The 23,244-nt window shown below is 31.3% G+C and carries 25 protein-coding genes; 19 read left to right on the top strand and 6 right to left on the bottom strand.

Going from position 1 to position 23,244, the window contains the following annotated elements; translation table 11 throughout:
- Window positions 1-37 precede the first annotated feature (37 nt).
- Window positions 38-613 carry a chalcone isomerase family protein gene (locus tag CHB81_RS11410; protein ID WP_089352003.1) on the bottom strand — a complete coding sequence of 192 codons (576 nt, stop codon included), beginning with the start codon at window positions 611-613 and terminating at the stop codon, window positions 38-40.
- A 485-nt stretch (window positions 614-1,098) separates the two neighbouring features.
- On the opposite strand from CHB81_RS11410, the gene CHB81_RS11405 reads away from it, so the two are divergent.
- From CHB81_RS11405 to CHB81_RS11340, 14 genes are all read left to right on the top strand, one after another.
- The gene (locus CHB81_RS11405; RefSeq protein WP_089352002.1) at window positions 1,099-2,241 is read left to right on the top strand and encodes an acyl-CoA dehydrogenase family protein; all 1,143 of its coding nucleotides are present in this window, start codon (window positions 1,099-1,101) and stop codon (window positions 2,239-2,241) included.
- A 104-nt stretch (window positions 2,242-2,345) separates the two neighbouring features.
- The gene (locus CHB81_RS11400) at window positions 2,346-3,023 is read left to right on the top strand and encodes a Crp/Fnr family transcriptional regulator (RefSeq protein ID WP_089352001.1); all 678 of its coding nucleotides are present in this window, start codon (window positions 2,346-2,348) and stop codon (window positions 3,021-3,023) included.
- A gap of 91 nt (window positions 3,024-3,114) precedes the next feature.
- Complete coding sequence (locus CHB81_RS11395; protein ID WP_089352000.1) at window positions 3,115-3,711, top strand: peroxiredoxin-like family protein; 597 nt, start codon at window positions 3,115-3,117, stop codon at window positions 3,709-3,711.
- Between the two features lie 6 nt (window positions 3,712-3,717).
- Window positions 3,718-4,176: a YHS domain-containing (seleno)protein gene (locus tag CHB81_RS11390; RefSeq protein WP_089351999.1), complete on the top strand. Its 459-nt coding sequence runs from the start codon at window positions 3,718-3,720 to the stop codon at window positions 4,174-4,176.
- 8 nt (window positions 4,177-4,184) lie between these two features.
- Window positions 4,185-4,571, top strand: a complete 387-nt coding sequence (locus CHB81_RS11385) for a DoxX family protein (RefSeq protein ID WP_089351998.1) — start codon at window positions 4,185-4,187, stop codon at window positions 4,569-4,571.
- Between the two features lie 2 nt (window positions 4,572-4,573).
- The gene (locus CHB81_RS11380; RefSeq protein WP_089351997.1) at window positions 4,574-5,062 is read left to right on the top strand and encodes a hypothetical protein; all 489 of its coding nucleotides are present in this window, start codon (window positions 4,574-4,576) and stop codon (window positions 5,060-5,062) included.
- Window positions 5,050-5,760 carry an NRDE family protein gene (locus CHB81_RS11375; protein WP_089351996.1) on the top strand — a complete coding sequence of 237 codons (711 nt, stop codon included), beginning with the start codon at window positions 5,050-5,052 and terminating at the stop codon, window positions 5,758-5,760. The genes CHB81_RS11380 and CHB81_RS11375 overlap by 13 nt, the downstream gene beginning before the upstream one ends.
- Window positions 5,761-5,772: 12 nt before the next feature.
- The gene (locus CHB81_RS11370; protein WP_089351995.1) at window positions 5,773-6,807 is read left to right on the top strand and encodes a D-alanine--D-alanine ligase; all 1,035 of its coding nucleotides are present in this window, start codon (window positions 5,773-5,775) and stop codon (window positions 6,805-6,807) included.
- Between the two features lie 2 nt (window positions 6,808-6,809).
- Complete coding sequence (locus CHB81_RS11365) at window positions 6,810-7,466, top strand: hypothetical protein (protein WP_089351994.1); 657 nt, start codon at window positions 6,810-6,812, stop codon at window positions 7,464-7,466.
- Window positions 7,467-7,495: 29 nt separating this feature from the next.
- Window positions 7,496-8,461: a M20/M25/M40 family metallo-hydrolase gene (locus CHB81_RS11360; protein ID WP_089351993.1), complete on the top strand. Its 966-nt coding sequence runs from the start codon at window positions 7,496-7,498 to the stop codon at window positions 8,459-8,461.
- Window positions 8,462-8,496: 35 nt separating this feature from the next.
- Window positions 8,497-9,174 (top strand): SDR family oxidoreductase, encoded by a 678-nt coding sequence (locus CHB81_RS11355; RefSeq protein WP_089351992.1) that lies wholly within the window; start codon window positions 8,497-8,499, stop codon window positions 9,172-9,174.
- A gap of 97 nt (window positions 9,175-9,271) precedes the next feature.
- Window positions 9,272-9,877 (top strand): SprT-like domain-containing protein, encoded by a 606-nt coding sequence (locus CHB81_RS11350; RefSeq protein WP_089351991.1) that lies wholly within the window; start codon window positions 9,272-9,274, stop codon window positions 9,875-9,877.
- A gap of 7 nt (window positions 9,878-9,884) precedes the next feature.
- The gene (locus tag CHB81_RS11345) at window positions 9,885-10,418 is read left to right on the top strand and encodes a hypothetical protein (protein ID WP_089351990.1); all 534 of its coding nucleotides are present in this window, start codon (window positions 9,885-9,887) and stop codon (window positions 10,416-10,418) included.
- A gap of 108 nt (window positions 10,419-10,526) precedes the next feature.
- Window positions 10,527-11,117 (top strand): hypothetical protein, encoded by a 591-nt coding sequence (locus CHB81_RS11340; RefSeq protein WP_089351989.1) that lies wholly within the window; start codon window positions 10,527-10,529, stop codon window positions 11,115-11,117.
- A gap of 87 nt (window positions 11,118-11,204) precedes the next feature.
- Here the strand turns inward: CHB81_RS11340 and CHB81_RS11335 are convergent, their stop codons facing one another.
- The 4 genes from CHB81_RS11335 to CHB81_RS11320 form a co-directional block, all read right to left on the bottom strand.
- The gene (locus CHB81_RS11335; RefSeq protein ID WP_089351988.1) at window positions 11,205-11,966 is read right to left on the bottom strand and encodes an ABC transporter ATP-binding protein; all 762 of its coding nucleotides are present in this window, start codon (window positions 11,964-11,966) and stop codon (window positions 11,205-11,207) included.
- Window positions 11,966-12,712, bottom strand: coding sequence for an ABC transporter permease (locus CHB81_RS11330; RefSeq protein ID WP_089351987.1), 747 nt, complete (start codon window positions 12,710-12,712; stop codon window positions 11,966-11,968). The genes CHB81_RS11335 and CHB81_RS11330 overlap by 1 nt, the downstream gene beginning before the upstream one ends.
- A gap of 80 nt (window positions 12,713-12,792) precedes the next feature.
- Window positions 12,793-13,641 (bottom strand): glycosyltransferase family 2 protein, encoded by an 849-nt coding sequence (locus tag CHB81_RS11325; protein ID WP_089351986.1) that lies wholly within the window; start codon window positions 13,639-13,641, stop codon window positions 12,793-12,795.
- A gap of 99 nt (window positions 13,642-13,740) precedes the next feature.
- Complete coding sequence (locus tag CHB81_RS11320; RefSeq protein WP_089351985.1) at window positions 13,741-14,268, bottom strand: methyltransferase; 528 nt, start codon at window positions 14,266-14,268, stop codon at window positions 13,741-13,743.
- 387 nt (window positions 14,269-14,655) lie between these two features.
- Here CHB81_RS11320 and CHB81_RS11315 point away from each other — a divergent pair, with 387 nt between their 5' ends.
- The 5 genes from CHB81_RS11315 to CHB81_RS11300 all read left to right on the top strand — a co-directional run bounded on the left by CHB81_RS11315 (window position 14,656) and on the right by CHB81_RS11300 (window position 21,851).
- Window positions 14,656-17,046 (top strand): outer membrane beta-barrel family protein, encoded by a 2,391-nt coding sequence (locus CHB81_RS11315; protein ID WP_176427521.1) that lies wholly within the window; start codon window positions 14,656-14,658, stop codon window positions 17,044-17,046.
- Window positions 17,047-17,185: 139 nt separating this feature from the next.
- On the top strand, window positions 17,186-17,344 hold the full coding sequence (locus CHB81_RS26850; protein WP_158283870.1) for a hypothetical protein: 159 nt from the start codon (window positions 17,186-17,188) through the stop codon (window positions 17,342-17,344).
- 54 nt (window positions 17,345-17,398) lie between these two features.
- Window positions 17,399-18,610 carry a radical SAM protein gene (locus tag CHB81_RS11310; RefSeq protein ID WP_089351983.1) on the top strand — a complete coding sequence of 404 codons (1,212 nt, stop codon included), beginning with the start codon at window positions 17,399-17,401 and terminating at the stop codon, window positions 18,608-18,610.
- Window positions 18,611-18,633: 23 nt separating this feature from the next.
- Window positions 18,634-19,698, top strand: a complete 1,065-nt coding sequence (locus CHB81_RS11305) for a hypothetical protein (protein WP_089351982.1) — start codon at window positions 18,634-18,636, stop codon at window positions 19,696-19,698.
- Window positions 19,671-21,851: a peptidase domain-containing ABC transporter gene (locus CHB81_RS11300; RefSeq protein WP_089351981.1), complete on the top strand. Its 2,181-nt coding sequence runs from the start codon at window positions 19,671-19,673 to the stop codon at window positions 21,849-21,851. The genes CHB81_RS11305 and CHB81_RS11300 overlap by 28 nt, the downstream gene beginning before the upstream one ends.
- 242 nt (window positions 21,852-22,093) lie before the next feature.
- Here CHB81_RS11300 and CHB81_RS11295 read toward each other — a convergent pair whose 3' ends face one another.
- Window positions 22,094-23,152, bottom strand: a complete 1,059-nt coding sequence (locus CHB81_RS11295) for a 3-oxoacyl-ACP synthase III family protein (protein ID WP_089351980.1) — start codon at window positions 23,150-23,152, stop codon at window positions 22,094-22,096.
- Window positions 23,153-23,244: the final 92 nt, after the last annotated feature.

Below are 23,244 nucleotides of genomic sequence, written 5' to 3'. Positions count from 1 at the left end.
TTCGGCTTAAGAATTTTATAAAAATTTGGGATAATTATTATTGCCCTAATAAATGTTTCTTTAATGTTTCGTCAACTGGTTTGTCAGATAACCAGATTCCGAATAATGCTTTTTTGAAATCAAATCCAGGGATTTTTCCTTTTGGGACTTCATTTTTAATTACACTTACAGTTTGGTCTAACGGATTGTACCATAAAATAAAAACATCTTTTTCTGTAATAGCATCGCTTAATAAGTTTTTGAAATCCTCAATTCTTGGACGTAATTCTTCAAAATTACTTCCCGCAGATTTTTCAAAACCAGCATTCATTGCTTTTGTCAATTTGTTTGAAGAAACCATAGATGAGGTAATTTCAATTCTAATTGCCATTTCTGTATCACTATCAATGATGAATTTTGGATCCTGGCTTAATTGCGATAAGTACAAGGCCTGCACATAAACTTCCAACCACATTTTTGATCTTCCGCCAGCGCCATTAAGTTGCATTGTTTTATTTTGAACTTCAATTTTTCTTGGAACAGTAACACCATTTACTTCAAGTTGAGTTTGGGCAGAAACCGTCGAAAATTGTAAGCTTAAAAGTAAAGTAAGTAATAGTAAAATCTTTTTCATATTCTGTCGATAATTTTGTTTTTGGGCAAAAATAATGCTAATTTATTAATTTTAAGTTGTTATTGCAGATGTTTTTTTATTTCGATTTTTTATTTTTTTTAATGTATATGATTAAAAATCAATTTAGTAAGAGTTGTTTTACGTACATTTGCGCGTTTTAAGGTTTGTTTAATCTTTTTGAGTCGAAAGTTGGCTTAATTTTTTTGGTTTTGTAAAATTTAAACGGCAATTATATTCTTAAATTTTAGAGAAAACGTTGCAAAGTTTATGTCAGTTGCGCTAAATTTCGCTATTATTACGAAAACGTTATCGTAATTGTTGCTGATCTATTAAATTTATATGCGCGCATTGTTAATTTAAGTTTTAAAAATTATCTTTGGAAGCCGTTTAAAAAAGCAAAAACAATTAAAACACAAAACCAAATTATTTCTATAAACGAAGTTTTTTAAATTTTGGTTTTCAAAAACAATAAAACTACAAAGACTATGGATTTCAATCTAACCGAAGAACATTTAATGATTCAACAAGCCGCTAGAGATTTTGCTCAAAACGAATTGTTACCAGGTGTTATTGAACGTGACGAAAAACAAATTTTTCCGACAGAACAAATTAAAAAAATGGGACAATTAGGATTCATGGGAATGATGGTTGATCCTAAATATGGTGGAAGCGGACTTGATGCAATTTCGTATGTAATTGCTATGGAAGAAATTTCTAAAGTTGACGCTTCAGCTTCTGTAGTAATGTCTGTAAACAACTCATTAGTTTGCTGGGGATTACAAGAATTTGGAACTGAAGAGCAAAAACAAAAATATTTACCGGGTTTAGCTTCAGGTGAAATTCACGGAGCTTTTTGCTTGAGTGAGCCAGAAGCCGGAAGTGATGCAACTTCTCAAAAAACGTCTGCCATTGATATGGGAGATTACTATTTAGTAAACGGAACAAAAAACTGGATTACTAACGGAAATACAGCATCTGTTTATTTGGTAATTGCGCAAACGCATTCGGAGAAAAAACACAAAGGAATCAATGCTTTGATTATGACCAAAGATATGCCTGGTTTTTCTATTGGACCAAAAGAACAAAAAATGGGGATCCGTGGTTCTGATACACACTCTTTAATGTTTAGTGATGTAAAAGTTCCTAAAGAAAACAGAATTGGAGAAGATGGTTTCGGATTCAAATTTGCGATGAAAACACTTGCCGGAGGTCGTATTGGTATTGCTTCTCAAGCTTTAGGTATCGCTTCAGGAGCTTATGAATTGGCTTTGAAATATTCTAAAGAGCGTAAAGCTTTTGGAACTGAAATTTGCAATCATCAGGCAATTGCTTTCAAATTAGCAGATATGGCGGTTAATATCGAGGCAGCTCGTCATTTATGTATGAAAGCAGCTTGGGATAAAGACCAACATAAAAACTATGATGTAAGTGGTGCAATGGCAAAATTATTTGCTTCGCAAGTGGCAATGGACACAGCTGTAGAAGCGGTTCAGATTCACGGAGGAAATGGTTATGTAAAAGAGTACCATGTAGAGCGTTTTATGCGTGATGCAAAAATTACTCAAATCTATGAAGGAACTTCAGAGATCCAGAAAATTGTAATTTCAAGAGCGGTTATTGCAGGGTAATTTTCTTATAAATATTATAAAGTAAAACCCTTTCAGGCGCTTGTGTCTGAAAGGGTTTTTGTTTGGTTTTTAAATTGGTTATCTTTACATAAAGAAACTTTTTTATGTACGAAGATTTAAAATATTGGTATTTAAGAGATCATAAATTGTTTAGAACTTTGAGTTATTCACAAATCAAACAATTGTGTATTATTACAGGTTTTAAAAAAGCTTCAAAAGGAGAAATTATTTATTTCTCTACTTCAGATTTGCCACGTATTTTTTTACTTAAAAAAGGAAATATCAAAATTGTTGCTGTTGACGACGATGGCAATGAAACCATAAAAGACATTATTCAAAAAGGAGATTTGTTTGGCGAATTAACTTTAGAAACCGATTCAAAAAATGAAGAGTACGCAAAAGTCCTTTCAGACGATGTTGCGATTTGTAGTTTTTTAATGTCTGATTTTGAAGATTTATTGCTTAAAAATCCAACCTTGGCACTTTCATATACCAAATTTGTTGGTTTGAAAATGAAACGCATCAAGAACAGTTATGCGAATTTAATTTCTAAAGATGCAAAAACCAGATTGTATCACTTCCTAAAGGATTGGGCTGAGAAAGAAGGTATAAGAGAAGGAAATATGGTGGCAATTGATAATTATCTTACTCAAAGTGATATAGCTCAAATCATTTGCACTTCAAGGCAAACCGCGACACAATTATTGAATGAAATGGAATCTAATAATCTTTTAGCTTACAATAGAAAAGAAATTATCATTCCGGACATTACCAAAATATAATTATTTTAGGCTAAGTGTAAATTAGCCGACATTTTCCTTTTTCATAGCAAAGTAATTTTACATCATCAAAAAGATGTAAAACCAAAAAACTATGAAAAAATTACTTTTTATTGTTTTAGCAACCTTAAGTTCGATTGCTAATGCACAGAACACAATTCCCAAATCTGCGACAGATATTGCTCCTTTATTAATAGGAGAGAAAATTCCGGACATTACTTTAAAAACATCTGAAAATGCAGATGTTCAACTTTCTGATTTATTTAAAAAGAAAAAAACAGTTTTAGTTTTTTATCGTGGCGGTTGGTGCCCTTATTGCAATTCACATTTGCAGGCATTGGCCGAAGCCGAAAAACAAATTCTTGATTTAGGCTACCAAATTATAGCCGTTAGTCCAGATGCGCCCGAAAATTTAAAAATTACAGAAGAAAAAGACAAAGTAAAATACACCTTGCTTTCTGATTCAAAGGGAGAACTTATTAAAGCAGTTGGAATTATTTATGATGCTCCCGAAAACTATAAAGCAGTAATTTACGTACATTCTAAAGGAGCAAATACCAATTTCTTACCAGTTCCGTCCATTTTTGTTCTAAACACGGAATCTGATATCTTATTCGAATATATTTCTCCGGATTTTAAGCATCGCATCACGACCGATTTACTTGTTTCAGTATTAACAAATATCAAATAAAATAAGATGAAAAAGCTAATATTATTTGTGTTGATTTTGGTTTCGGGTATTTCATTTGCTCAAAACGATGCGAAACGAATTAATCAATACAACTTAGAAAACAAAGTGGCTATTCAGGGTTATGATCCTGTTGGATATTTTAATCAGGGAAAAGCAGTCAAAGGAAAAAAAGAAATCTCAACCTATTATCAAGGTGTGATTTATAAATTTTCATCAAGTGAAAATAAAGAAACGTTCTTAAAAAATCCATCAAAATATGAACCTCAATATGGCGGATGGTGCGCTTATGCAATGGGAAGTGTAGGTGAAAAAGTCGAAATAAATCCTGAAACTTTCAAGATTATCGATGGTAAACTCTATTTATTTTACAACGCTTATTTTAATAATACATTAAAAAGCTGGAATAAAGATGAGGCAAATCTAAAGGCACAAGCTGATAATAACTGGAAAAAAATATATAAATAATAACGATCATGAAAACAGAAAAAATAATCTGGATTTTAAGAATCGTGGCAGCAGGAATCTTGTTGCAAACCTTATTTTTTAAATTCAGCGGAGCAGCAGAAAGTATTTATATTTTTTCGACTTTGGGAGTAGAACCTTACGGGAGAATTGGCTCAGGAATTGCCGAATTGGTTGTGGCAATTTTAATTCTGATTCCTAAAACCACCCATATTGGTGCTTTGGGCGGATGCGGGATAATGACCGGAGCAATTTTGTCGCATTTATTTGTCTTGGGAATAGTGGTAGAAAACGACGGAGGATTTCTGTTTTCATTAGCTGTTATTACCTTGATATGTTGTTTAGGATTGCTTTACTTCAATAAAAATAAATTGTTTAATCTTCTAAAACTAAAATAGCCATGTTACTAAAATCAATACGCCACAGTTTAGATGAATTAATTTCTTTATTAGATCAATTATCTGATAAAGATTATGCAAAATCTTGCGAAGCTTTAAGTAACGCAACGATTGGAGAACATGTAAGACATATTGTCGAGATGTATAAATGTCTTGAAGATGGTTATGAGTCGGGAATTTTAAACTATGATAATCGCGAAAGAAATATCCGTATTCAAACTGAAACCGAATTTGCAAAACAATTTATAACAGAAATAAAAACCGGGCTGAAAAGCGAAAACAAAATCATCTATTTAGAGCAGGTAATTGACGGTCTTGCGATCAGGATTCAAAGCAATTATTATAGAGAATTGCTTTATAATCTGGAACATTGCATTCACCATCAGGCTTTAATAAAAGTAGTCGTTTTGCAGCTTGAAGATATTTCGGTTAATGAAAATTTTGGTGTAGCGCGCTCGACCATAGAATATAGAAAACAATGTGTACAGTAAGTTTTGTAAATAATAACGGAGTTGTCGTAATAACTTCAAATCGAGATGAAAAAGTAATTCGTCCGGGAGCTCTTGCGCCAAGAAATTATTGTTTGAATGGTAAAAACGTAATGTATCCAAAAGATCCAAAAGCAGGAGGAACGTGGTTTGCAGTGGATGAAAGCGGAACTGTATTAGTGCTTTTGAATGGTGGAATTAAAAAACACAATCCTGTATTTCTTTATAGAAAAAGCCGGGGATTAATTGCTTTGGATATGATTTCTAGTTTATCACCAAAGGATTTTTGGAACGAAATAAATCTCGAAGATATCGAGCCGTTTACCTTGGTTTTATATCAGAGTGAAGAGTTATATGAACTGATTTGGGATGGTTTTGCAAAATGGAAGACGCCGTTAGACCAGACCAGAAATCATATTTGGTCTTCGGTCACTTTATATTCTGACGAAATTAGAAAAAGGCGTTCAGACTGGTTTTTTGATTTTTTGAAAGATAAGAACGAAATATCAGCTTTAGGTATGCTGGATTTTCATAGAAATACTCAAAGTGATGATTCTGAAAACGGTTTGATTATTAATCGGGAAAACACTTTAAAAACACTAAGTGTGACACAGGTTGTCATTAAGCAGAATAAAGGTACGATGAAGTACTATGATTTGATTAAAACAGAAGATTTTTCAACCTCATTTATGAGCATTTAAAAACAAATAAAGATGAAACTATTTTTCCATAAAATAAGCAATTGGGAATATTGGCCATTTCAGGTTTTGTATGCTCCTATTTATTTTCTTTGGGCATATTATGCGATCAAAGCCAGATCCGTTTTCTTTTTTAATGCCTCTAATCCAAAAATTAAAAATGGAGGATTTATAATGGAAAGCAAAAAACAAATTTATGATTTGCTTCCTAAGAATTTCTATCCAAAAACGATTTTAATTAAGGAAAAGACAGATTTAAAAAAGATTGTAAGCACGATAGTTGATAACAGGGTTTACTTTCCTTTAATCGCTAAACCAGATATTGGTTTACGCGGTTCCGGAGTAAAAAAAATCAGAAATGTTTATGAATTAAGCGAATATGCCAGAAAAGCGAATTTCGATTTTTTGATACAAGATTTAATTCCGTTTAAAAATGAAGTTGGTGTTTTTTATGTGCGTCATCCGCATCAAAAAGAAGGGAAAATTACGGGAATTGTGTCCAAAGAATTTTTAATTGTTACCGGTGACGGAAGTTCTACAATCGAAGATTTAATTTGTAAAACACCAAGATTTAAATTTCAACTCGATGCCTTGCAGGAAGAATATGGAAGCCAGTTGCATCGGGTTTTGCAAAATGGTGAAATGGTAAATTTAGTTCCGTTTGGGAATCACTCACGCGGTGCAAAATTTCTTGACGGAAGTAATTTGATTACGCCAAAATTAATCGCAATGATTAACGAAATCGCAACTCAAATTCCGGAATTCTATTTTGGACGTTTTGATATCATGTACAATACTTTTGAAGAACTGGAACGAGGCGAAAATTTTCAAATCGTAGAGCTTAACGGTGCCGCAAGCGAGCCAACACATATTTATGATCCTAAACATTCCGTTTGGTTTGCCTGGAAAGAATTGGCGCGACATATTACGTACATGTATGAAATCAGCGCTGAGAATCATAAGATGGGAGTTCCGTATTTAAATTATAAAGTTGGAATCCGTGAATACAGATTGCATTTGGCACAGAATAGTAAGATCATGCATTTTTGAATATGAAAGAACTGAAGAATATCTCAATTGGATTTCTGGTGAGTTTCATCGGTTCGATTCCGTTGGGATATTTAAATTTAGTAGGTTTAGAAATCTACTCAAAATCAGGGCTTCATAATTTAATTTTTTTTTTGTTTGGAGTTGTGTTTGTCGAAACCTTTGTCATTTATTTTACATTGCTTTTTGCAAAACAACTCATTAGAAATAAAAGATTAATGAAGGTAATTGATTTTTTTGCTGTCGGATTCATGTTTGTTTTGGCCTATTTCTTTTATTCTAATTTTAATTCGACTACAACTTTAAATGATAATTTATTGGGATATTTGATGTATTCGCCATTTGTAATTGGTGTGGTTTTAAATTGCTTTAATTTTTTGCAATTGCCATTTTGGACGAGTTGGAATCTTTATTTACTTAACGGAAAGTATATTACAATTGAAAGAAAGTTAAAATATTATTATATTGCAGGAACTTTGATTGGAATTTTTTTAGGAATGTTGAGTTTGATTGTAATTTTGCAAACGCTTTTTCAGAAAACAAGTCAATTTTCAAAGTATATAATGCCTGTTTTAATTCCGCTGTTTTTTATTGTTTTAGGAAGTATTCAGGTGTTTAAAGTGTATAAGAAATATTTTAAACCAGTTGTTTTAGAAAATTAAATTCTAAGGTAAAACCAAATCTTTCATTTATGAAAAAGTTGTACTTTCTTCTTCCATTTGTTTTTTTTGCCTGTAAATCAAATCCATCCACAGTAAGCGAAAACACTTCAAAACCCATTGAAGTTACTTATAAAGTAAGTGAAACCGAAGTCTCAGAATTTTTAAAATATCTTTCTTCAGATGAATTAGAAGGACGCGAAACCGGAACAAAAGGTATAGACAAAGCAGCATTCTTTCTGGAAGATTTTTTCAAAAAGAACAATGTAAAACCATATTTTACAACTTATCGAGATACACTTACCAATTTTGATAAACCGGCATATAATATTGTGGGAGTTTTAGAAGGAACAGATCCTAAACTAAAAAAAGAGTTTGTGGTTTTGAGTGCGCATTATGATCATATTGGACTGGAGACTAAACAACAAGCAGATATGATTAATAACGGTGCGAATGATGATGCATCCGGAGTTACGGCTGTTGCACAAATGGCTAAATATTTTAGTAAAACCAAATCGAATAAACGCAGTATTCTTTTTGTGTTTTTTGCCGGCGAAGAAAAAGGTTTGCTTGGTTCTAAAAGTTTAGCACAGAAACTGAAAAAACAGAATTTTAATTTATATGCACAACTAAATATTGAAATGATTGGTGTGCCAATGAAACGAGAGTATCTGGCTTATATCACAGGTTTTGATAAATCGAATATGGCAGAAAAAATAAATGAATATACGGGTAAAAAGACAATTGGATTTCTACCAAAAGAAGCCGAATATAAATTGTTCTACAGATCAGATAATTATTCTTTTTATGATGTTTTTAAAAAACCATGTCAATCTATAAGTACTTTTGATTTTGAGAATTTTGAATTTTATCACCATGTTTCAGATGAATTTAAGGTTATGGATATTCCGCATATGACTTCTTTTATTCAGGAGTTTTTGCCAGCAGTGACTAGAATTGCGATAACACCAACAGAAGAAATTACGATGAATAAATAACCGGTCATTTTACCGGATTTGCTTATTTTTGCTTTATGAAAAATATTATTGTTACCGGAACCAGTCGAGGAATTGGTTACGAACTTGCGCTACAATTTGCTAATGCTGGTCATCAGGTTTTAGCTATTTCAAGAAAAATACCTCAAACACTTTTAGAACATCAAAATGTTACTTGCCTTTCGGTTGATTTGGCAAATGAAGCTGCTTTGGAAGAAGTGAGTAACTTTCTTTCGTCAACCTGGAAAAAAGTAGATGCAGTTGTGCACAATGCGGGAGCTTTGTTATTAAAACCTTTTGCAGAAACAACTCAGGCTGATTTTGAAAGTATTTACAAAGTGAATGTTTTTGGCGTTGCAAATCTTACCAGAATTTGCTTACCATATCTTCAAAAAGGAAGTCACGTTGTCACAATTAGTTCAATTGGTGGTGTGCGTGGAAGTCTTAAATTTGCTGGATTGGCTGCATATAGTTCAAGTAAAGGAGCTGTAATTACTTTGTCAGAATTACTTGCCGAAGAATATAAAGAACAAGGAATTTCATTCAACGTTCTGGCTCTTGGATCAGTTCAGACAGAAATGTTAAACGAAGCTTTCCCAGGATATCAGGCTCCAATTTCAGCCGAAGGAATGGCAACTTATATTTATGATTTTACTCTTAACGGAAATAAATATTTTAATGGAAAGGTATTGGAGGTCTCGTCAACAAATCCCTAGTTAATTATAAATTATTTAATTGTCAGGCTGAGCGAAGTCGAAGCCATTTTGTTATTTCATTTGATAAAAAAAACATACTTCATAACTCATAATTATTTTGAACGAAACTCTTGCAAGATATATACCGGAACATGCTGTAAAGCCTATATTTGATTTGATTGTTGCCAATCAGGTTCATCTGAAAATCGTAAACGAACGTCAAACACGTCACGGAGATTACAGAAGGGGACCGAGCGGTAAACATGAAATCACGGTAAATGCAAGTTTAAATAAGTATCGTTTTTTGATTACGCTAATTCATGAAATTTCCCATTTGGTAGCGTTTGAAAAGTTTGGACGAAATATAAAACCGCATGGGAATGAATGGAAGCATACTTTCCAGAGAATGATGGTTCCTTTTATCCGTCCGGAGATCTTTCCGGGTGGTTTATTGCCGTTATTAGCGAGGCATTTTAAAAACCCATCTGCAAGTAGTGATACGGATACAACGTTGTCTCTGGCATTAAAACAATACGATGCACACAACGATAAAAACTATGTTTTTGAAATTCCGTTTGGAAGTGTGTTCAGAATTAAAAATGGTAAAATCTTCAAGAAATTAGCGGTTAGAACCAAACGTTTCGAATGTATCGAAATCAGTTCGGGAAGAACTTATCTTTTTAATCCAAATGCTGAGGTTGAACTTTTGCCTATAAAAAACTAAAAAGACAATGAATAAAATTATATTAAATTCTAATTTTGAATTTAAACAAAAAGCGATTCTATTGGTACCGACTGCTTTTCTTCTGTTTCTTTCTTATTCATGTTGGGACATATTATTGAATACTAATGTGGAGAACTTAAACGGAGTCTTTTTTGTTTTTCTATTTATGTTTACCGTTTTAGGACTTTTTTTATTTTGTCTGACTTTTTCTAAAGCCGGATTTAAAAGTAATAACAATGTGCTTTATAAAACAGTATCATTTTTGAATGTTGAGTTTTATGCAAAAAAGATAAACCCAAAAGACAAGAAGATATTTTCTATTTTATATAAAAAGGTATCTCAAAGAAATGATTATCTCAGTGCAGGAGGGGCAGATTTAGGTTATAAATTTGCGATTCAGGATTTTGTTTTATTGAGTGAGAAACATTTAGATAAAGAATCTATAATAAGATTAGAATCTCAAAAATATTCAGATGAGTTAAAAATATTTTTAGAAGAATTTGGAGAGTTGAAGTTTGAAATTTACTCTCCGCAATTTTAAAACAAACACAAGGATGTTTTAATATTAAAAAGTCCCAAATTCCAATTTTGATAAGTTTAGAATTTGGGACTTTTTATTTACATTTTAAAAATTGATATAAACTTAATTATGATTAAAAAACTACTAAGAGTCTTATTTGTTTTTGTTGTTTCAAACTCAATGTTTGCACAGCAAACAGATGATAAAATACCGTCTGAAAAAAAGAATCCAATTATTTTTGCTGAAGCGTTTGGAGGTCCTTCAGCGATGCAACATGCTGGTTTTGCAGGAGGTTTCGAATTAAATTATCAATATAAAAAAAGCCTCTTTAGTATTCGGTATATTCATGCGACCGGATATAAAAAAAGAGATAGTGTTTTCTCTTTTTATAATGTAGAAGATAACGATGAGTTTGCTTTATTATATGGGAAGAGATGGTCAACAGCCAATCGTTCTTTTAGTGTTTCTACCGGAATAAGCCATAATAATTTAATATTAACTAAAAGAGATGAAGATTTTAATAGGCATTTAAGTTATGATACATTTTATGGAGTGCCTTTTGAAGCTAGTTTTAAATGGTTTTATCCTAAAAAAAGATCTCACCTTATTTATAATACGCTTATCCCAAGTATAGGAATGAAACTTTTTGGAAATATATCGAAAAGAAGTTATGTTGGAATAGGGTTTTCCTTTGGGTTTGGACTTAGTAAAGAATATTGATTTCTTAAATCCCAATGAAAAAATCCCAAATTCCAATCTAAGTAAAATTGGAATTTGGGATTTTTTTCATTGGAATTTGAAAAGGTTTTAACCTTTTAAATACGCTTCTCTAACTTTCTTGAATAAATTCGAAGAGTAAACAAATTTTACAATGTCTTTATTATCAGTTCTAAAGATTTCTTCTTTAGTTCCCTGCCACGCTTTTAATCCTTTTTTTAAGAATACGATGTTTTCGCCAATTTCCATTACCGAGTTCATATCGTGCGTATTGATTACCGTTGTAATGTTGTATTCTTCGGTGATCTCTTTAATCAGGTTGTCAATCAGCGTAGATGTATTTGGATCCAGACCTGAGTTAGGTTCGTCACAAAACAAATACTTTGGATTGTTTACAATTGCACGGGCAATCGCCACACGTTTTTGCATACCTCCTGAGATCTCCGACGGTAATTTTTTATGAGCATCAATTAGATTTACTCTTTCTAAAACAAAATCAACACGCTCCTGTATTTTAGCTTTGTTGTCGTTTGTGAACATTTTTAATGGAAAAGCAACATTCTCTTCAACAGTCATTGAATCAAATAAAGCGCTTCCTTGAAAAACCATTCCAATTTCAGTTCTTAATTCTCTTTTTTCATCCGGATCTAATTCTGAATAAACACGTCCGTCGAACTCAATTGTACCAGAATCTGGTGTATGAATTCCTAATAAGGTTTTTAATAAAACAGTTTTTCCGGATCCACTTTGTCCAATAATTAAGTTGGTTTTTCCCGTTTCAAAAACGGTAGAAACACCTTTTAAAACCTTACTGTCGCCAAATGATTTTTCTATGTTTTTTACTTCGATCATTATCCTAATAATAATTGAGTTAATATATAATTAAAAAGAATAATACAAACAGATGTCCAAACAAATGATACTGTACTTGCTTTACCAACTTCAAGTGCGCCACCTTTCATGTAATACCCGTGAAAAGATGGAATTGTAGCTAATAACATTGCAAAAATTAAAGTTTTAATAAAAGCATATGTTATATGAAAAGGAATAAATTCCATTTGAGCACCTTGAATAAAATCCTGACTAGTCGAAAATCCGCCATATGCGCAAGCAAGCCATCCTCCAAAAATACCCAGAAACATACTGATTCCAATTACGAAAGGATACATCAATAGGGCTACTATTTTTGGAAAAACAAGATAGTTTAAGGAGTTAACACCCATAACTTCTAGTGCATCAATTTGTTCTGTAACGCGCATTGTACCAATACTTGACGTGATGTAAGATCCCATTTTTCCGGCCATAATAACCGAAATAAAAGTAGGAGCAAACTCTAAAATCACAGATTGACGTGTAGCAAAACCAATTAAATATTTTGGAATTAACGGATTAGTAAGGTTTAAAGCAGTCTGAATGGCAACAACTCCTCCTATAAAAAAAGAGATAAAGCAAACGATACCAAGAGAGTCAATTATTAAATCATCAATTTCTTTGAAAATCAATTTTTTCATAACAGGCCATTTAGTCTGTTTGTTAAAAATTTCTTTCAGCATTAAAAAATATCTTCCTATTTGAGATAGATAACGAATTAGCATCATAGTTTTACAAATATTGGCTAAGGTAAAAAGAAGTTATGAGTTTTGGGTTATGAGTTAAAGTTTTTCGGTAGTTTTCCGAATCAAATTAACTTTTGTTTCATTTTTTCAAAACGATAATTTCTAATAAATTTAGCTTGTTCAGGGGTAACTAATAAAGGAGTTTTTGCTTTTTTGGCTTTCCAAAACCCTTTAATATAATCAAAAAATAGTAGAGGTTTTTTCTTCATCATTGCCAATTTTGCCGATGCAATTGCAGTAATCCAAAACCCGTATCCTAAGGTATAAAAAGCTTCACCTTGTTTATAACGTGCTGTTTTATTGTAATTAGCACCAGTTGGTTTTAGATGTTTTACGTGTAAAGAAGAATCTGTAACGATTTTCCAATCATAGTATTTACAAAGTAATTCGTCTACCGTATCCCAACCCATTGCTGGTTTTAAACCTCCAATTTGCTGGAAAGTTGCTGCACGATACGCTTTCAATGCACCACGAATATGGTCTTTATCGGTTAGATTTTCTAAAATCCAATCTCCATTTTTTTCGATATAACAAAATCCGCCGACCATTCCAATTTTTGGATCCGATTGAAAGTGATTGATAATAGTTTCGAAATAGTTTGAAGGAAAAATTAAATCACCGTCTATTTTTACAATAATATCATATTCCGAATCCAAAGTTTCATAACCTTTCTGAAAAGCCTGAATCACTTTACTTCCCGGCATATGTATCGCATCAGAAGTTTTGTTTACAACAGAAATAAACGGATTTTCCTTTGCAAAACCTAAAACAATTTCTTCTGTTTTGTCTGTTGAATTGTCATTTACAACAACAACTTTTGAAGGTAAAACAGTTTGAGAAACCAAAGATTGTAAAGTCAAGCCAATTAGATCTTGCTCGTTGTGCGCGGGAATAACGATGTAATATCTCATAAATTTTAAATTAAATCCCAATTTTTTTAAATTCCAAATCCTAACTTTTACCTATTAGTGGTTTAAATTGGAATTTGGAATTTAAATATTGGAATTTGTTTATGCTTTCACTTTTTCTGCAACAACAATATAATATCTTGGAGTGAAATATCTTAGTAGTGGTCTGAAACCGATTTTTTTTACCGGATGTGTGAATTTTTGGCGATCGGTTATTTTCCAGCCTGTTTTTTCTAGAAGCCAGTCCAGTTGCCAATCTTCAAATTCATGGTAATGTCTGTCCCACATATCTGTTTTAGAGCGATATGCTGGAGAAAACCATAGACGTAACGGAATTGAAATTAACAATTTATCACATTTTACATTTTCCAGAATTGTGTACGGATTTAATAAATGTTCGAAAATTTCAAATGCAGTAAAAACAGTATATTCTTCTGTTTGTAAAGCAGTTTGATCGTTGTCTAAATCTTCACCTTTTGTGTTTTTTACGGTATAACCATTTTCTTCCATTATTTTAGAGAACGGATTTGGAACACCAAAGTCAAAAATGGTTTCTGATGTTTTAACGTGTTTTTGCAAAAACTCCAGGGTAAGTTTAAATCTTTTATTCGGAAACGTTTTTTCGTACATGCGATTGGTTTTTAACCATTAAATTATTTTTGAGTTTGCAAATATAAAGATTCTGCTTCTTAAATAATTTGTTATTTCAAATTTGTCCACTAATAATTCAGCTATAAAAAATTATTTGCTAAATTTTTAAAGGTCTGATATCAAGCCCACGTTGAGATTGTTTAAAATTAACATAAAATTAACAATCTCACTTATTTTTTGTAAGATAAAATTCTGTTAATTTGTTTAAAAGTAAGTTAAAAACTATAAATAATATAGTAAGATTAAGATAATACGTATGTTTTACGTAACTAATTGGCATTATAATGAAAGTAAGTAAAATTAGATTATTTAAACTTTTATAGACGTTGGCAAGTTTTTTCAATTATTTATAAAAGTATGATAAAAATGGGTAAAGTATATTTAATAGTACTTTTTTTAATTATTTTTTTTCCGAATGAGATTTTCTCACAACTAAAAATAAGTGGGCAGATTAGAAATCAAAACGATAAGCCAATAGAATTAGTAGAAATTCAATTTCAAGATAAAGATTCTGTCATTGTAAAGAGTGAGTTGACAGATGCAAACGGAGATTTTAAAACTACAATTGATAAAGGAGAATATCTAATACTGATAAAGGGATTTGGAAAAATGTTGCAAAAACAAAAAGTAAAGGCAGATCAGGATTTAAATATGGGAGTAATTAGAATATTCGAAAATCAGCAGCAACTTCAGGAAGTAACCGTTCTCTCTAAAAAGAAACTTATAGAAAGAAAGGTTGACAGATTGGTTTTTAATGTCGAAAATTCTATCTCGGCTATTGGAGGTGATGCAACAGATGCTTTAAAAGTGACTCCGGGGATAAGAATAGAAGAGGATCAAATCTCTATGATTGGTAAAAGCGGAATGTCAGTAATGATTGATGATAAGCTGATAAAGCTTTCAGGAGATGATTTGATAAGTTTTCTTAAAGGAATTCCTTCGGGAAACATCAAAAGTATTGAAGTAATTTCTAATCCGCCTGCAAAATATGATGCTGAAGGAAATAGTGGAATTGTAAATATAAAATTGAAGAAGGCAAAAAAAAATAGTATAAGCGGTAATTTAAAAACATCGTATTCACAGGCTAAGTATCCCTTAGGGACGTTGGGTGGCGGGTTAAATTATCAAAAGGATAAATTGACAGTTACGTCAAATATTAATTATAATAACGGAAGTACTGCACCATATCAGGAGTATACAATATATTATCCCAAATATACTTGGTTTGAAACCAACAAGGTTAGAAGTTTTCAAAATAATTTAAGTGGTGGAGCTACTTTAGATTACCAAATCAATTCAAAGACAACTATGGGATTACAATATTCGGGAGCTTCAAATAAACCTATTCGTAAGGGATTAAATACTTCAAGTATTACAAACAATAATTTTGTTTTGGATTCTTTGATTGTTACTCCTTCTCGTCTGGAAATAGATAGAAAAACACATTCGCTAAACTTTCATGTAATAACAAAGATCGATAGTACTGGCAGGCAAGTCTCTGTTGATGTAGATTATTTTAATTACTCTTCTCATTTGAATAATAACTTTAGTACCAATACTTTTTTACCTGATGGTGCTGATGTTCCTAACAGATATACATCTGCAAACAACCTGAGTAATCAGGATATTGATATCTACTCTGCCAAAGTTGATTATGAGTTGCCGTTGAAATGGGTAAATCTTTCTTTGGGAGGAAAAGTTTCTTTTATTGATAATAGCAGTACTGTTTCCTATTATAACACAACAAATTTATTTCCAACTTTTGAGCCTTCAAAAAGTAATATTTTTGATTATAATGAGAACACTCAAGCTCTTTATGTGTCTGGAAGTAAAACCTTGTCAAAAAAATGGGACTTACAGTTGGGTTTAAGGGCAGAAAATACACAAACAAAAGGTTTCTCTGAAACACTTAACCAGACAAACGTAAATAAGTATTTAAAACTTTTTCCTACTTTATATTTAACATACAAATTGTCTGAAAACAGCACTTTCGGGTTTAATTATAATAGAAGGATCGACAGACCGGCTTTTTCAAAGTTAAATCCATTTAGATTCTATACTTCCTCATTTAATTATACAGAGGGAAACCCTTTTTTACAACCTTATTTTACGGATAATATTGAATTGTCGCATACCTATAAAAATCTTTATAGTTCTGTTTATGCTTATTATTTAAAAAATGGTTTTGATGAGGTAGCTTTTGTTTCGGCAGGTTCCATTACTCAAATTGTAAGACCTATTAATTTTTTTACAGAAAAAAGTATTGGATGGGTCGAGAGTTACACTTTTAATAAATGGAAGTGGTGGGAAAGCAATAATCAATTAAATGTTTACTATTCCCAAACGACTTCAGATATTACAAATGTCCTTCCTAATATTGATAGTTGGACTTATTCTTTTAATTCGACGAATGTTTTTACTTTAAACAAAGCTAAAACCATTAAGTCAGAATTGAACTTTACCGGTAAATCCCCTTCAATTGCGGGAAGTTATAGAATATCTGGTTTTTATTATTTTGATATGGGCTTCACATTTTTATTTCTTAAAAATAAGCTTCAGACATCTGTCAATTTTTTGGATGTATTTAGAACTCAAAAGAAAACCTTTACTCAATCCGTGAATGGTATAAGACAGGAAAATTATGATTATCGCGACTCGCAAAAAGTCAGAGTATCGCTGGTTTGGAATTTTGGAAAATCAATAAAAGCTCAAAAGAAAAAATTAAGCAATGAGGAAGAGAAGAAGAGAACCAATTAATACGATCAATTTAAACATGAAGTAGTTTGTGCCAGGTTGTGCAAAAGAAAAATGTCAAAAATATACTTGCAAGGATACACCAACTCGGATCTAATGTGTTAAAACTTTGATTAACTAAAACCATTAAACAATTTTTATCATGAAAAAGACAAAATTTTCAAAAAAAGACCAAGAAGTACTTACTAAATCTTTATCGTTATTTCAAAATAACAGATTAAAAGATATCGTGGATTTATCAGGAGCGAAATCCGTGCCTTCATTCTCTAGATCTACTTGGGAAAGATCAGTAGAAAATTAATTCTTTGGAGGGAGTTAATTTAGGTTAACTCCCTCCTTCCCAAATAAAAAAAATATGCCAAAAAATACTGATAATCTAAAATGTCGTTTTGCAGTAGTAAAAGTTGCAAGTAGATGTAATTTGAATTGTACATATTGCTATGTTTACAATCAAGGAGATAAAACATATCTGACTCAGCCAAAAGTTATGAGTTCTGAGGTTGTTGAATCTCTTATATACAGAATAAAAGAGCATTGTTTAGAACATGATATTAAAAGTTTTACCTTTATAATTCATGGGGGAGAACCGTTGTTGGCACCAAAAAGTTTTTACGAAAACCTAGTTGCAACATCAAAACAAATCCTTGAAGACACTGATATTAAGTTGAGATTTACTATGCAAACTAACGGTGTTCTTCTTACGGAAGAATGGTGTGAGTTATTTAATAGATTAAGAATTTCTATTGGAATCAGTATTGACGGTCCCGAATTATACAATGATATGTATCGCATATATCATTCCGGAAAAGGATCTTATCATGATATCGTTAAAGGAATTAAACTTGCCAATGAACATTCAAATGTACCGGTAGGAGTACTTTCGGTTATTAATATAGATATTGAGCCGGAAATGCTTTATGATATGTATCTCTCTCTAAATATATCTTCTGTTGATATTTTATTATCAGATGGGAACTATGAGAATATACCTGAAAAATTGGCATTAGATTTACAGAACAATACAACTCTGCATGCCGATTGGATGATAAAAATCTTTGATTTATGGTTCAACGATACTACAAATAATTTGAAAATTGGCTATTTCGAAAGAATAATGCTAAGTGTTTTAGGTTATGATGTATCAGCGGATAGTATGGGTAATAAAAATACTGATGTTCTTGTAATCGAAACAAACGGAGATATAGAATCATTGGATGTTTTAAAAATATGTGGAGACGGCTTTACAAAAGGAAATTCAAATGTAAAAGTTACAAGCTTTGATGACGCTTTACAAACTCCTTTGGCAAAGACATATCAGTTGAGTCATAAGAATTTGTCTCCTAAATGTGAAAAATGCAATGTTAAGGAAATATGTGGTGGAGGATATTTACCTCACCGTTATTCTCATGATAAAAGTTTTGACAATCCTAGTATTTACTGCTCCAACCTTATGAAATTAATCGTTCATATACAAAACAGTATTGTGTCAAATTTACCTGAGGAAGTCATACGAGATACTATGATTACAAAATTAGATTACGGAAAAGAAACAGAAAGTATAAGCTAAACAGAAAGTACAAGCTAATTAATATGGAAGATCAATCACTAAATATATCTCTTGCACGTCATGCGTTACTATTTTCAGATGAAAGTTGTGATATTTTTACAACTGTAGAAAATAAATTTAATCATTTTGTAAAAGATCTTTTTTCTAAATTTATTAAAGAAAATAATTTAGAAGAAGAGTATAGTAAGCTAAATGCTAAACAGAAAAAACATTTATTACAAACTCCTGAGGTTATAAATAAGCTGTTATGGAAAAATGATTACGAGCTTGACCAATTAAAAGTGTTTTTTGCTTATGCGATGGAGATGGAAGCTGCAAAGTTAAAGAAGAAATTTGACTACGCAGAGTATTCTGATAGTTCTTGGGCGTTAGACGGATCGTTCTTTATCAGCCATGCTGGAGATGATAATTTTGATACTTTTTCAACCCCATATTTGTCAGATACAAAAATTCCTGTCGATTGTTTCAGTGTATATAATAGAATTGATGAAGAACATATGCCTAAAGAATGGTTATCGACAACATATGATTATTCTGAAGCGGAAGAATTAACCGATAATTTAAGTGAGATATATGATCGTTTTGATCCCATTGTAAAATGTTTGATTCGAAAAAATATCTACACAATACTATTAAGAAAAATTCCTGCAAAAGAAACCCTTTTTACATCCGGATCAGATGGCGGTTTTATTGGACGAATTGTTATTTGCAATGGGCATACTGTCGAAGAAAGTGTGATTGTAGATGCATTAGTTCATGAAGCAATTCATGGATTATTATATATGATTGATGAGCTTAATGTTTGGCAGCCTGGTAGAGAATTATCTAATGAAATAGGAAGAACCGTAGTTTCTCCCTGGTCAAATAATTTTATAACAATAAGAAATCTTGTTCAGGCAATTTATGTTTGGTACGGTTTGTATAATTTTTGGGAAAAGTATGGGCATTCAATATCTGAAACTTATAGAGCGGATAGATTAAAATTAATCAGTAAAGGTTTCTTGCTTCTTGATCTTAATCCTTATAAAGAAATTTTAAATGAAAAAACATTTACAGAATTATGTTTAATAAAAAATGGTTTCGCTTAAAAAGATTTCCCTTTTATTATCAACTCTCAAGTACAGATTGTGGATTCGCTTGTATGCGAATGATTAGTGATTATTATGGTAAAGCATATAATGATGAAAATTATAGTGATGATCTTCAATACAATGGAATATCACTAAGTAAGCTAGAACTTTTTGCATCGTCTTTGGGTTTTAGTACTTTGATTGCCAAAACAGATTATAATTCTTTGGTGAATAATGCTCCTGTTCCTTTTATCGCATATTGGAATCAAAATCATTTTATAGTAGTATATAACATTACTGATGATAAAGTTCATGTTGCAGATCCTGAATTTGGTAAAGCTATTTATACAAAGGATGAATTCATAAAAGGCTGGTCACAAAATCAAGAAGAAGGTGTGGCCCTATTACTGGAGTCTACAGATAATAATGAAAATACAAGCAATTCCGGAAAACAAACACGAGGCAATTTACAGTATGTAACCCAATATTTAAAGAAACATAAAAGACAATTGTTCTTAATTGCTCTTACACTACTTGTGTCTTCTTGTATTGAGCTTGTTTTTCCGTTTTTCACCCAAAAAATTATAGATAAAGGTGTAGGTCAAAAAAACATCTCTTTTATTTATTTAATTTTATTCGCTCAAATTACCTTATTTATTAGTAGAGTCAGTTTAGAATTTTATCGATCATGGCTGTTTATTCATATTAGCAGCAGGATAAGTTTATCTATAATTTCTGATTTCCTTATTAAATTAATGAAGTTGCCGCTTAAATTTTTCAATAGCAAAAATATTGGAGATTTAACGCAACGAATTAATGATCACAAAAGGATTGAAGGTTTTTTGTCAAAAGACCTTATTCAAACTGTTTTTTCCATTTTTACCATCATAATTTATTCCTTCGTATTACTATATTTTAATTTAAATATTTTTCTAATTATCTGTATTTGTACCACATTAGAGCTATTATGGATATTTAGTTTTTTAAAGAAAATTAAAATTTTAGACAAAAAAACCTTTTCATTAGACGCTAAAGATCAAAATAAGATTTACGAGCTAATTAATTCAATGCATGAAATCAAATTAAATAATTTGGAAGAAAGCAAACGTAATGAATGGCAGAAAATACAAACAAATATCTATTTAAATAATATTGATAAACTTAAAATTAATCAGCGATACGAGAGTTATAGGTTTATCAGTTTTCTTCAAAACATATTAGTCGTATTTGTTTCTGCAATTGCTGTAATGAACGGAACTCTGACTATTGGTAGTATGTTGGCAATTATGTATATAATAGGCGGATTAAACGTTCCTATTAGTCAATTGATAAATTTTGTGATGCAGTATCAATTGGTAAAAGTAAGTTTTGAAAGATTAAATGAGATTCATAATAAACCAGATGAAGAGAATAAAAGCCGAGTTTTAGAATTAAATGAAATACAAGATATCAATATAGAAAATCTGGGTTTTTCTTATGATAACTCCAATTATATTTTAAAAAACATAACGCTAAAAATTCCACAAGGAAAAACCACAGCAATTGTTGGCGTAAGTGGCAGCGGAAAGACTACACTTTTAAAACTGCTCCTTAAATTTTATAAACCACAAGAAGGTAATTTACTTTTAAACGAAACTGCTTTAGAGGAAATTGACAATAAATTATGGAGGAATAAATGTGGCGTAATCTTACAGGATAGTTTTGTGTTTTCAGATACTATTTCATATAATATTTCCTTAGAAGAAAATGCAAATCAAGAAAAATTGCTCAACGCAGTTAAACTTTCAAATATTGGTGATTTTATAGAAAAATTACCACTTAAATTAAATACGCTCATTGGCACAGAAGGCATTGGTATAAGTCATGGACAACGTCAGCGAATATTAATCGCAAGAGCTATTTATAAAAATCCGGATTATTTGTTTTTTGATGAAGCCACAAATTCATTAGATGCAAAAAATGAAAGAATTATTGTTGAAAATATCGATAGGTTTTTTAAAAATAAAACAATGATTGTAGTGGCTCATAGATTATCTACAGTAAAAAATGCCGATCAAATAGTGGTATTAGATAATGGAGAAATTATTGAAATAGGAAATCACAATGAATTAATAAAAAATAAAGGAAAATATTTTGAGTTGATTCAGAATCAGTTAGAACTAGGAGAATGATGAAAAAAAATGAGGACGATATTTTTGGAAAAATACCAAATAAGTTAACTTTTATTGGAATAGTGATATGTATATTAAGTATAGTGTCGCTACTCTTCGCTATTGATGTTTTGTTTTATTGATGAAAATTAATAATGTAAGAACATCAATTTGATAGCATAACTTGATACTGTTTATAAGAAAACCCGTTTAGCCAATTAAAGCTAAACGGGTTTTGTTTATAATAAAATATTTAGATCGATTTAATATCTATAGACAAATGCATTAACATTCATTCCCGCTCCAACCGAAGCAAAAATTACAACATCTCCTTTATTGATTTCGTGGTTTTCAAGTTTTCCCTGAATCAATAAATCATAAAGAGTGGGTACAGTTGCAACGCTTGAGTTTCCTAAATCGTGAATACTCATTGGCATAATATTTTCGGGTGCAGTTTTGTCGTAAAGTTTGTAGAAACGGGCAATAATTGCCTCGTCCATTTTTTCGTTAGCCTGATGAATAAGGATTTTCTTTACGTCGTCAATTGCAATTCCACTTTTGTCTAAACAGCTTTTCATTGCACATGGAACCTGGCTTAAAGCAAATTCGTAGATTTTACGTCCATACATTTTAATGTATTTAATGTCTGGATCTAAATCTGGGTTGTATGATTTTCCGAAGTATAAAAAGTTGGCTTCTTCATTTGCAAAAGTGGCACTTTCGTAAGATAACAAACCAGCTTCATCATCAGAAGCTTCAAGAATTGAAACACCTGCACCATCAGAATAAATCATAGAATCACGATCATGATGATCTACAACTCTTGATAAGGTTTCGGCGCCAATTACCATAACGCGTTTTGCCATTCCTGATTTAATGAATGCATTTGCCTGCAAAACACCTTCAATCCAGCCCGGACATCCAAAAAGAATATCGTAAGCAACACATTTAGGATTTTTGATGTCTAGTTTATTTTTAACACGTGTTGCTAAACTTGGCAAAATATCAGATTGATTTGTTCCTGTTTTTACGTCACCAAAATTATGTGCAAAAATGATGTAATCTAGAGTTTCACGATCTATTTTGGCGTTTTCAAGAGCTCTTTCGGCTGCAAAATATGCTAAATCAGATGAGGTATGTTGGTCTTCGGCATAACGACGATTTTCGATCCCGGTAATACCTTTAAATTTTTTTATTACAACTTCATTTGGGTAACCAAAAGGAGTCCCGTCTTCATTCAAAAAAACATGATCGCCAAAGTCAGTATTGCTTACTTCTTTATTTGGAATATAACTTCCTATACCTATTATTTTTATTTTCATTATTCCTCGATTATCCGGTAAATTTATTGCTAAAGTATAAATAAAATCATGATAACTGTCATAAAATATACTATGCACGCATATAATTATGA

The organism is Flavobacterium sp. ov086 (assembly GCF_900187965.1).
In the GTDB taxonomy this organism is placed as follows: Bacteria; Bacteroidota; Bacteroidia; order Flavobacteriales; family Flavobacteriaceae; genus Flavobacterium.
This window is presented reverse-complemented; position numbering and strand designations above follow the sequence as displayed.

Coding starts and splice junctions, on each gene's coding strand:
- CHB81_RS11320 (WP_089351985.1), bottom strand. CDS start 14,268: ATGTACGAAAAAACGTTTCCGAATAAAAGATTTAAACTTACCCTGGAG.
- CHB81_RS11300 (WP_089351981.1), top strand. CDS start 19,671: ATGTTTAATAAAAAATGGTTTCGCTTAAAAAGATTTCCCTTTTATTAT.
- CHB81_RS11295 (WP_089351980.1), bottom strand. CDS start 23,152: ATGAAAATAAAAATAATAGGTATAGGAAGTTATATTCCAAATAAAGAA.
- CHB81_RS11330 (WP_089351987.1), bottom strand. CDS start 12,712: ATGATGCTAATTCGTTATCTATCTCAAATAGGAAGATATTTTTTAATG.
- CHB81_RS11390 (WP_089351999.1), top strand. CDS start 3,718: ATGAAAAAGCTAATATTATTTGTGTTGATTTTGGTTTCGGGTATTTCA.
- CHB81_RS11405 (WP_089352002.1), top strand. CDS start 1,099: ATGGATTTCAATCTAACCGAAGAACATTTAATGATTCAACAAGCCGCT.
- CHB81_RS11345 (WP_089351990.1), top strand. CDS start 9,885: ATGAATAAAATTATATTAAATTCTAATTTTGAATTTAAACAAAAAGCG.
- CHB81_RS11305 (WP_089351982.1), top strand. CDS start 18,634: ATGGAAGATCAATCACTAAATATATCTCTTGCACGTCATGCGTTACTA.
- CHB81_RS11375 (WP_089351996.1), top strand. CDS start 5,050: ATGTGTACAGTAAGTTTTGTAAATAATAACGGAGTTGTCGTAATAACT.
- CHB81_RS26850 (WP_158283870.1), top strand. CDS start 17,186: ATGAAAAAGACAAAATTTTCAAAAAAAGACCAAGAAGTACTTACTAAA.
- CHB81_RS11315 (WP_176427521.1), top strand. CDS start 14,656: ATGGGTAAAGTATATTTAATAGTACTTTTTTTAATTATTTTTTTTCCG.
- CHB81_RS11360 (WP_089351993.1), top strand. CDS start 7,496: ATGAAAAAGTTGTACTTTCTTCTTCCATTTGTTTTTTTTGCCTGTAAA.
- CHB81_RS11385 (WP_089351998.1), top strand. CDS start 4,185: ATGAAAACAGAAAAAATAATCTGGATTTTAAGAATCGTGGCAGCAGGA.
- CHB81_RS11370 (WP_089351995.1), top strand. CDS start 5,773: ATGAAACTATTTTTCCATAAAATAAGCAATTGGGAATATTGGCCATTT.
- CHB81_RS11410 (WP_089352003.1), bottom strand. CDS start 613: ATGAAAAAGATTTTACTATTACTTACTTTACTTTTAAGCTTACAATTT.
- CHB81_RS11335 (WP_089351988.1), bottom strand. CDS start 11,966: ATGATCGAAGTAAAAAACATAGAAAAATCATTTGGCGACAGTAAGGTT.
- CHB81_RS11400 (WP_089352001.1), top strand. CDS start 2,346: ATGTACGAAGATTTAAAATATTGGTATTTAAGAGATCATAAATTGTTT.
- CHB81_RS11365 (WP_089351994.1), top strand. CDS start 6,810: ATGAAAGAACTGAAGAATATCTCAATTGGATTTCTGGTGAGTTTCATC.
- CHB81_RS11310 (WP_089351983.1), top strand. CDS start 17,399: ATGCCAAAAAATACTGATAATCTAAAATGTCGTTTTGCAGTAGTAAAA.
- CHB81_RS11340 (WP_089351989.1), top strand. CDS start 10,527: ATGATTAAAAAACTACTAAGAGTCTTATTTGTTTTTGTTGTTTCAAAC.
- CHB81_RS11355 (WP_089351992.1), top strand. CDS start 8,497: ATGAAAAATATTATTGTTACCGGAACCAGTCGAGGAATTGGTTACGAA.
- CHB81_RS11325 (WP_089351986.1), bottom strand. CDS start 13,641: ATGAGATATTACATCGTTATTCCCGCGCACAACGAGCAAGATCTAATT.
- CHB81_RS11380 (WP_089351997.1), top strand. CDS start 4,574: ATGTTACTAAAATCAATACGCCACAGTTTAGATGAATTAATTTCTTTA.
- CHB81_RS11395 (WP_089352000.1), top strand. CDS start 3,115: ATGAAAAAATTACTTTTTATTGTTTTAGCAACCTTAAGTTCGATTGCT.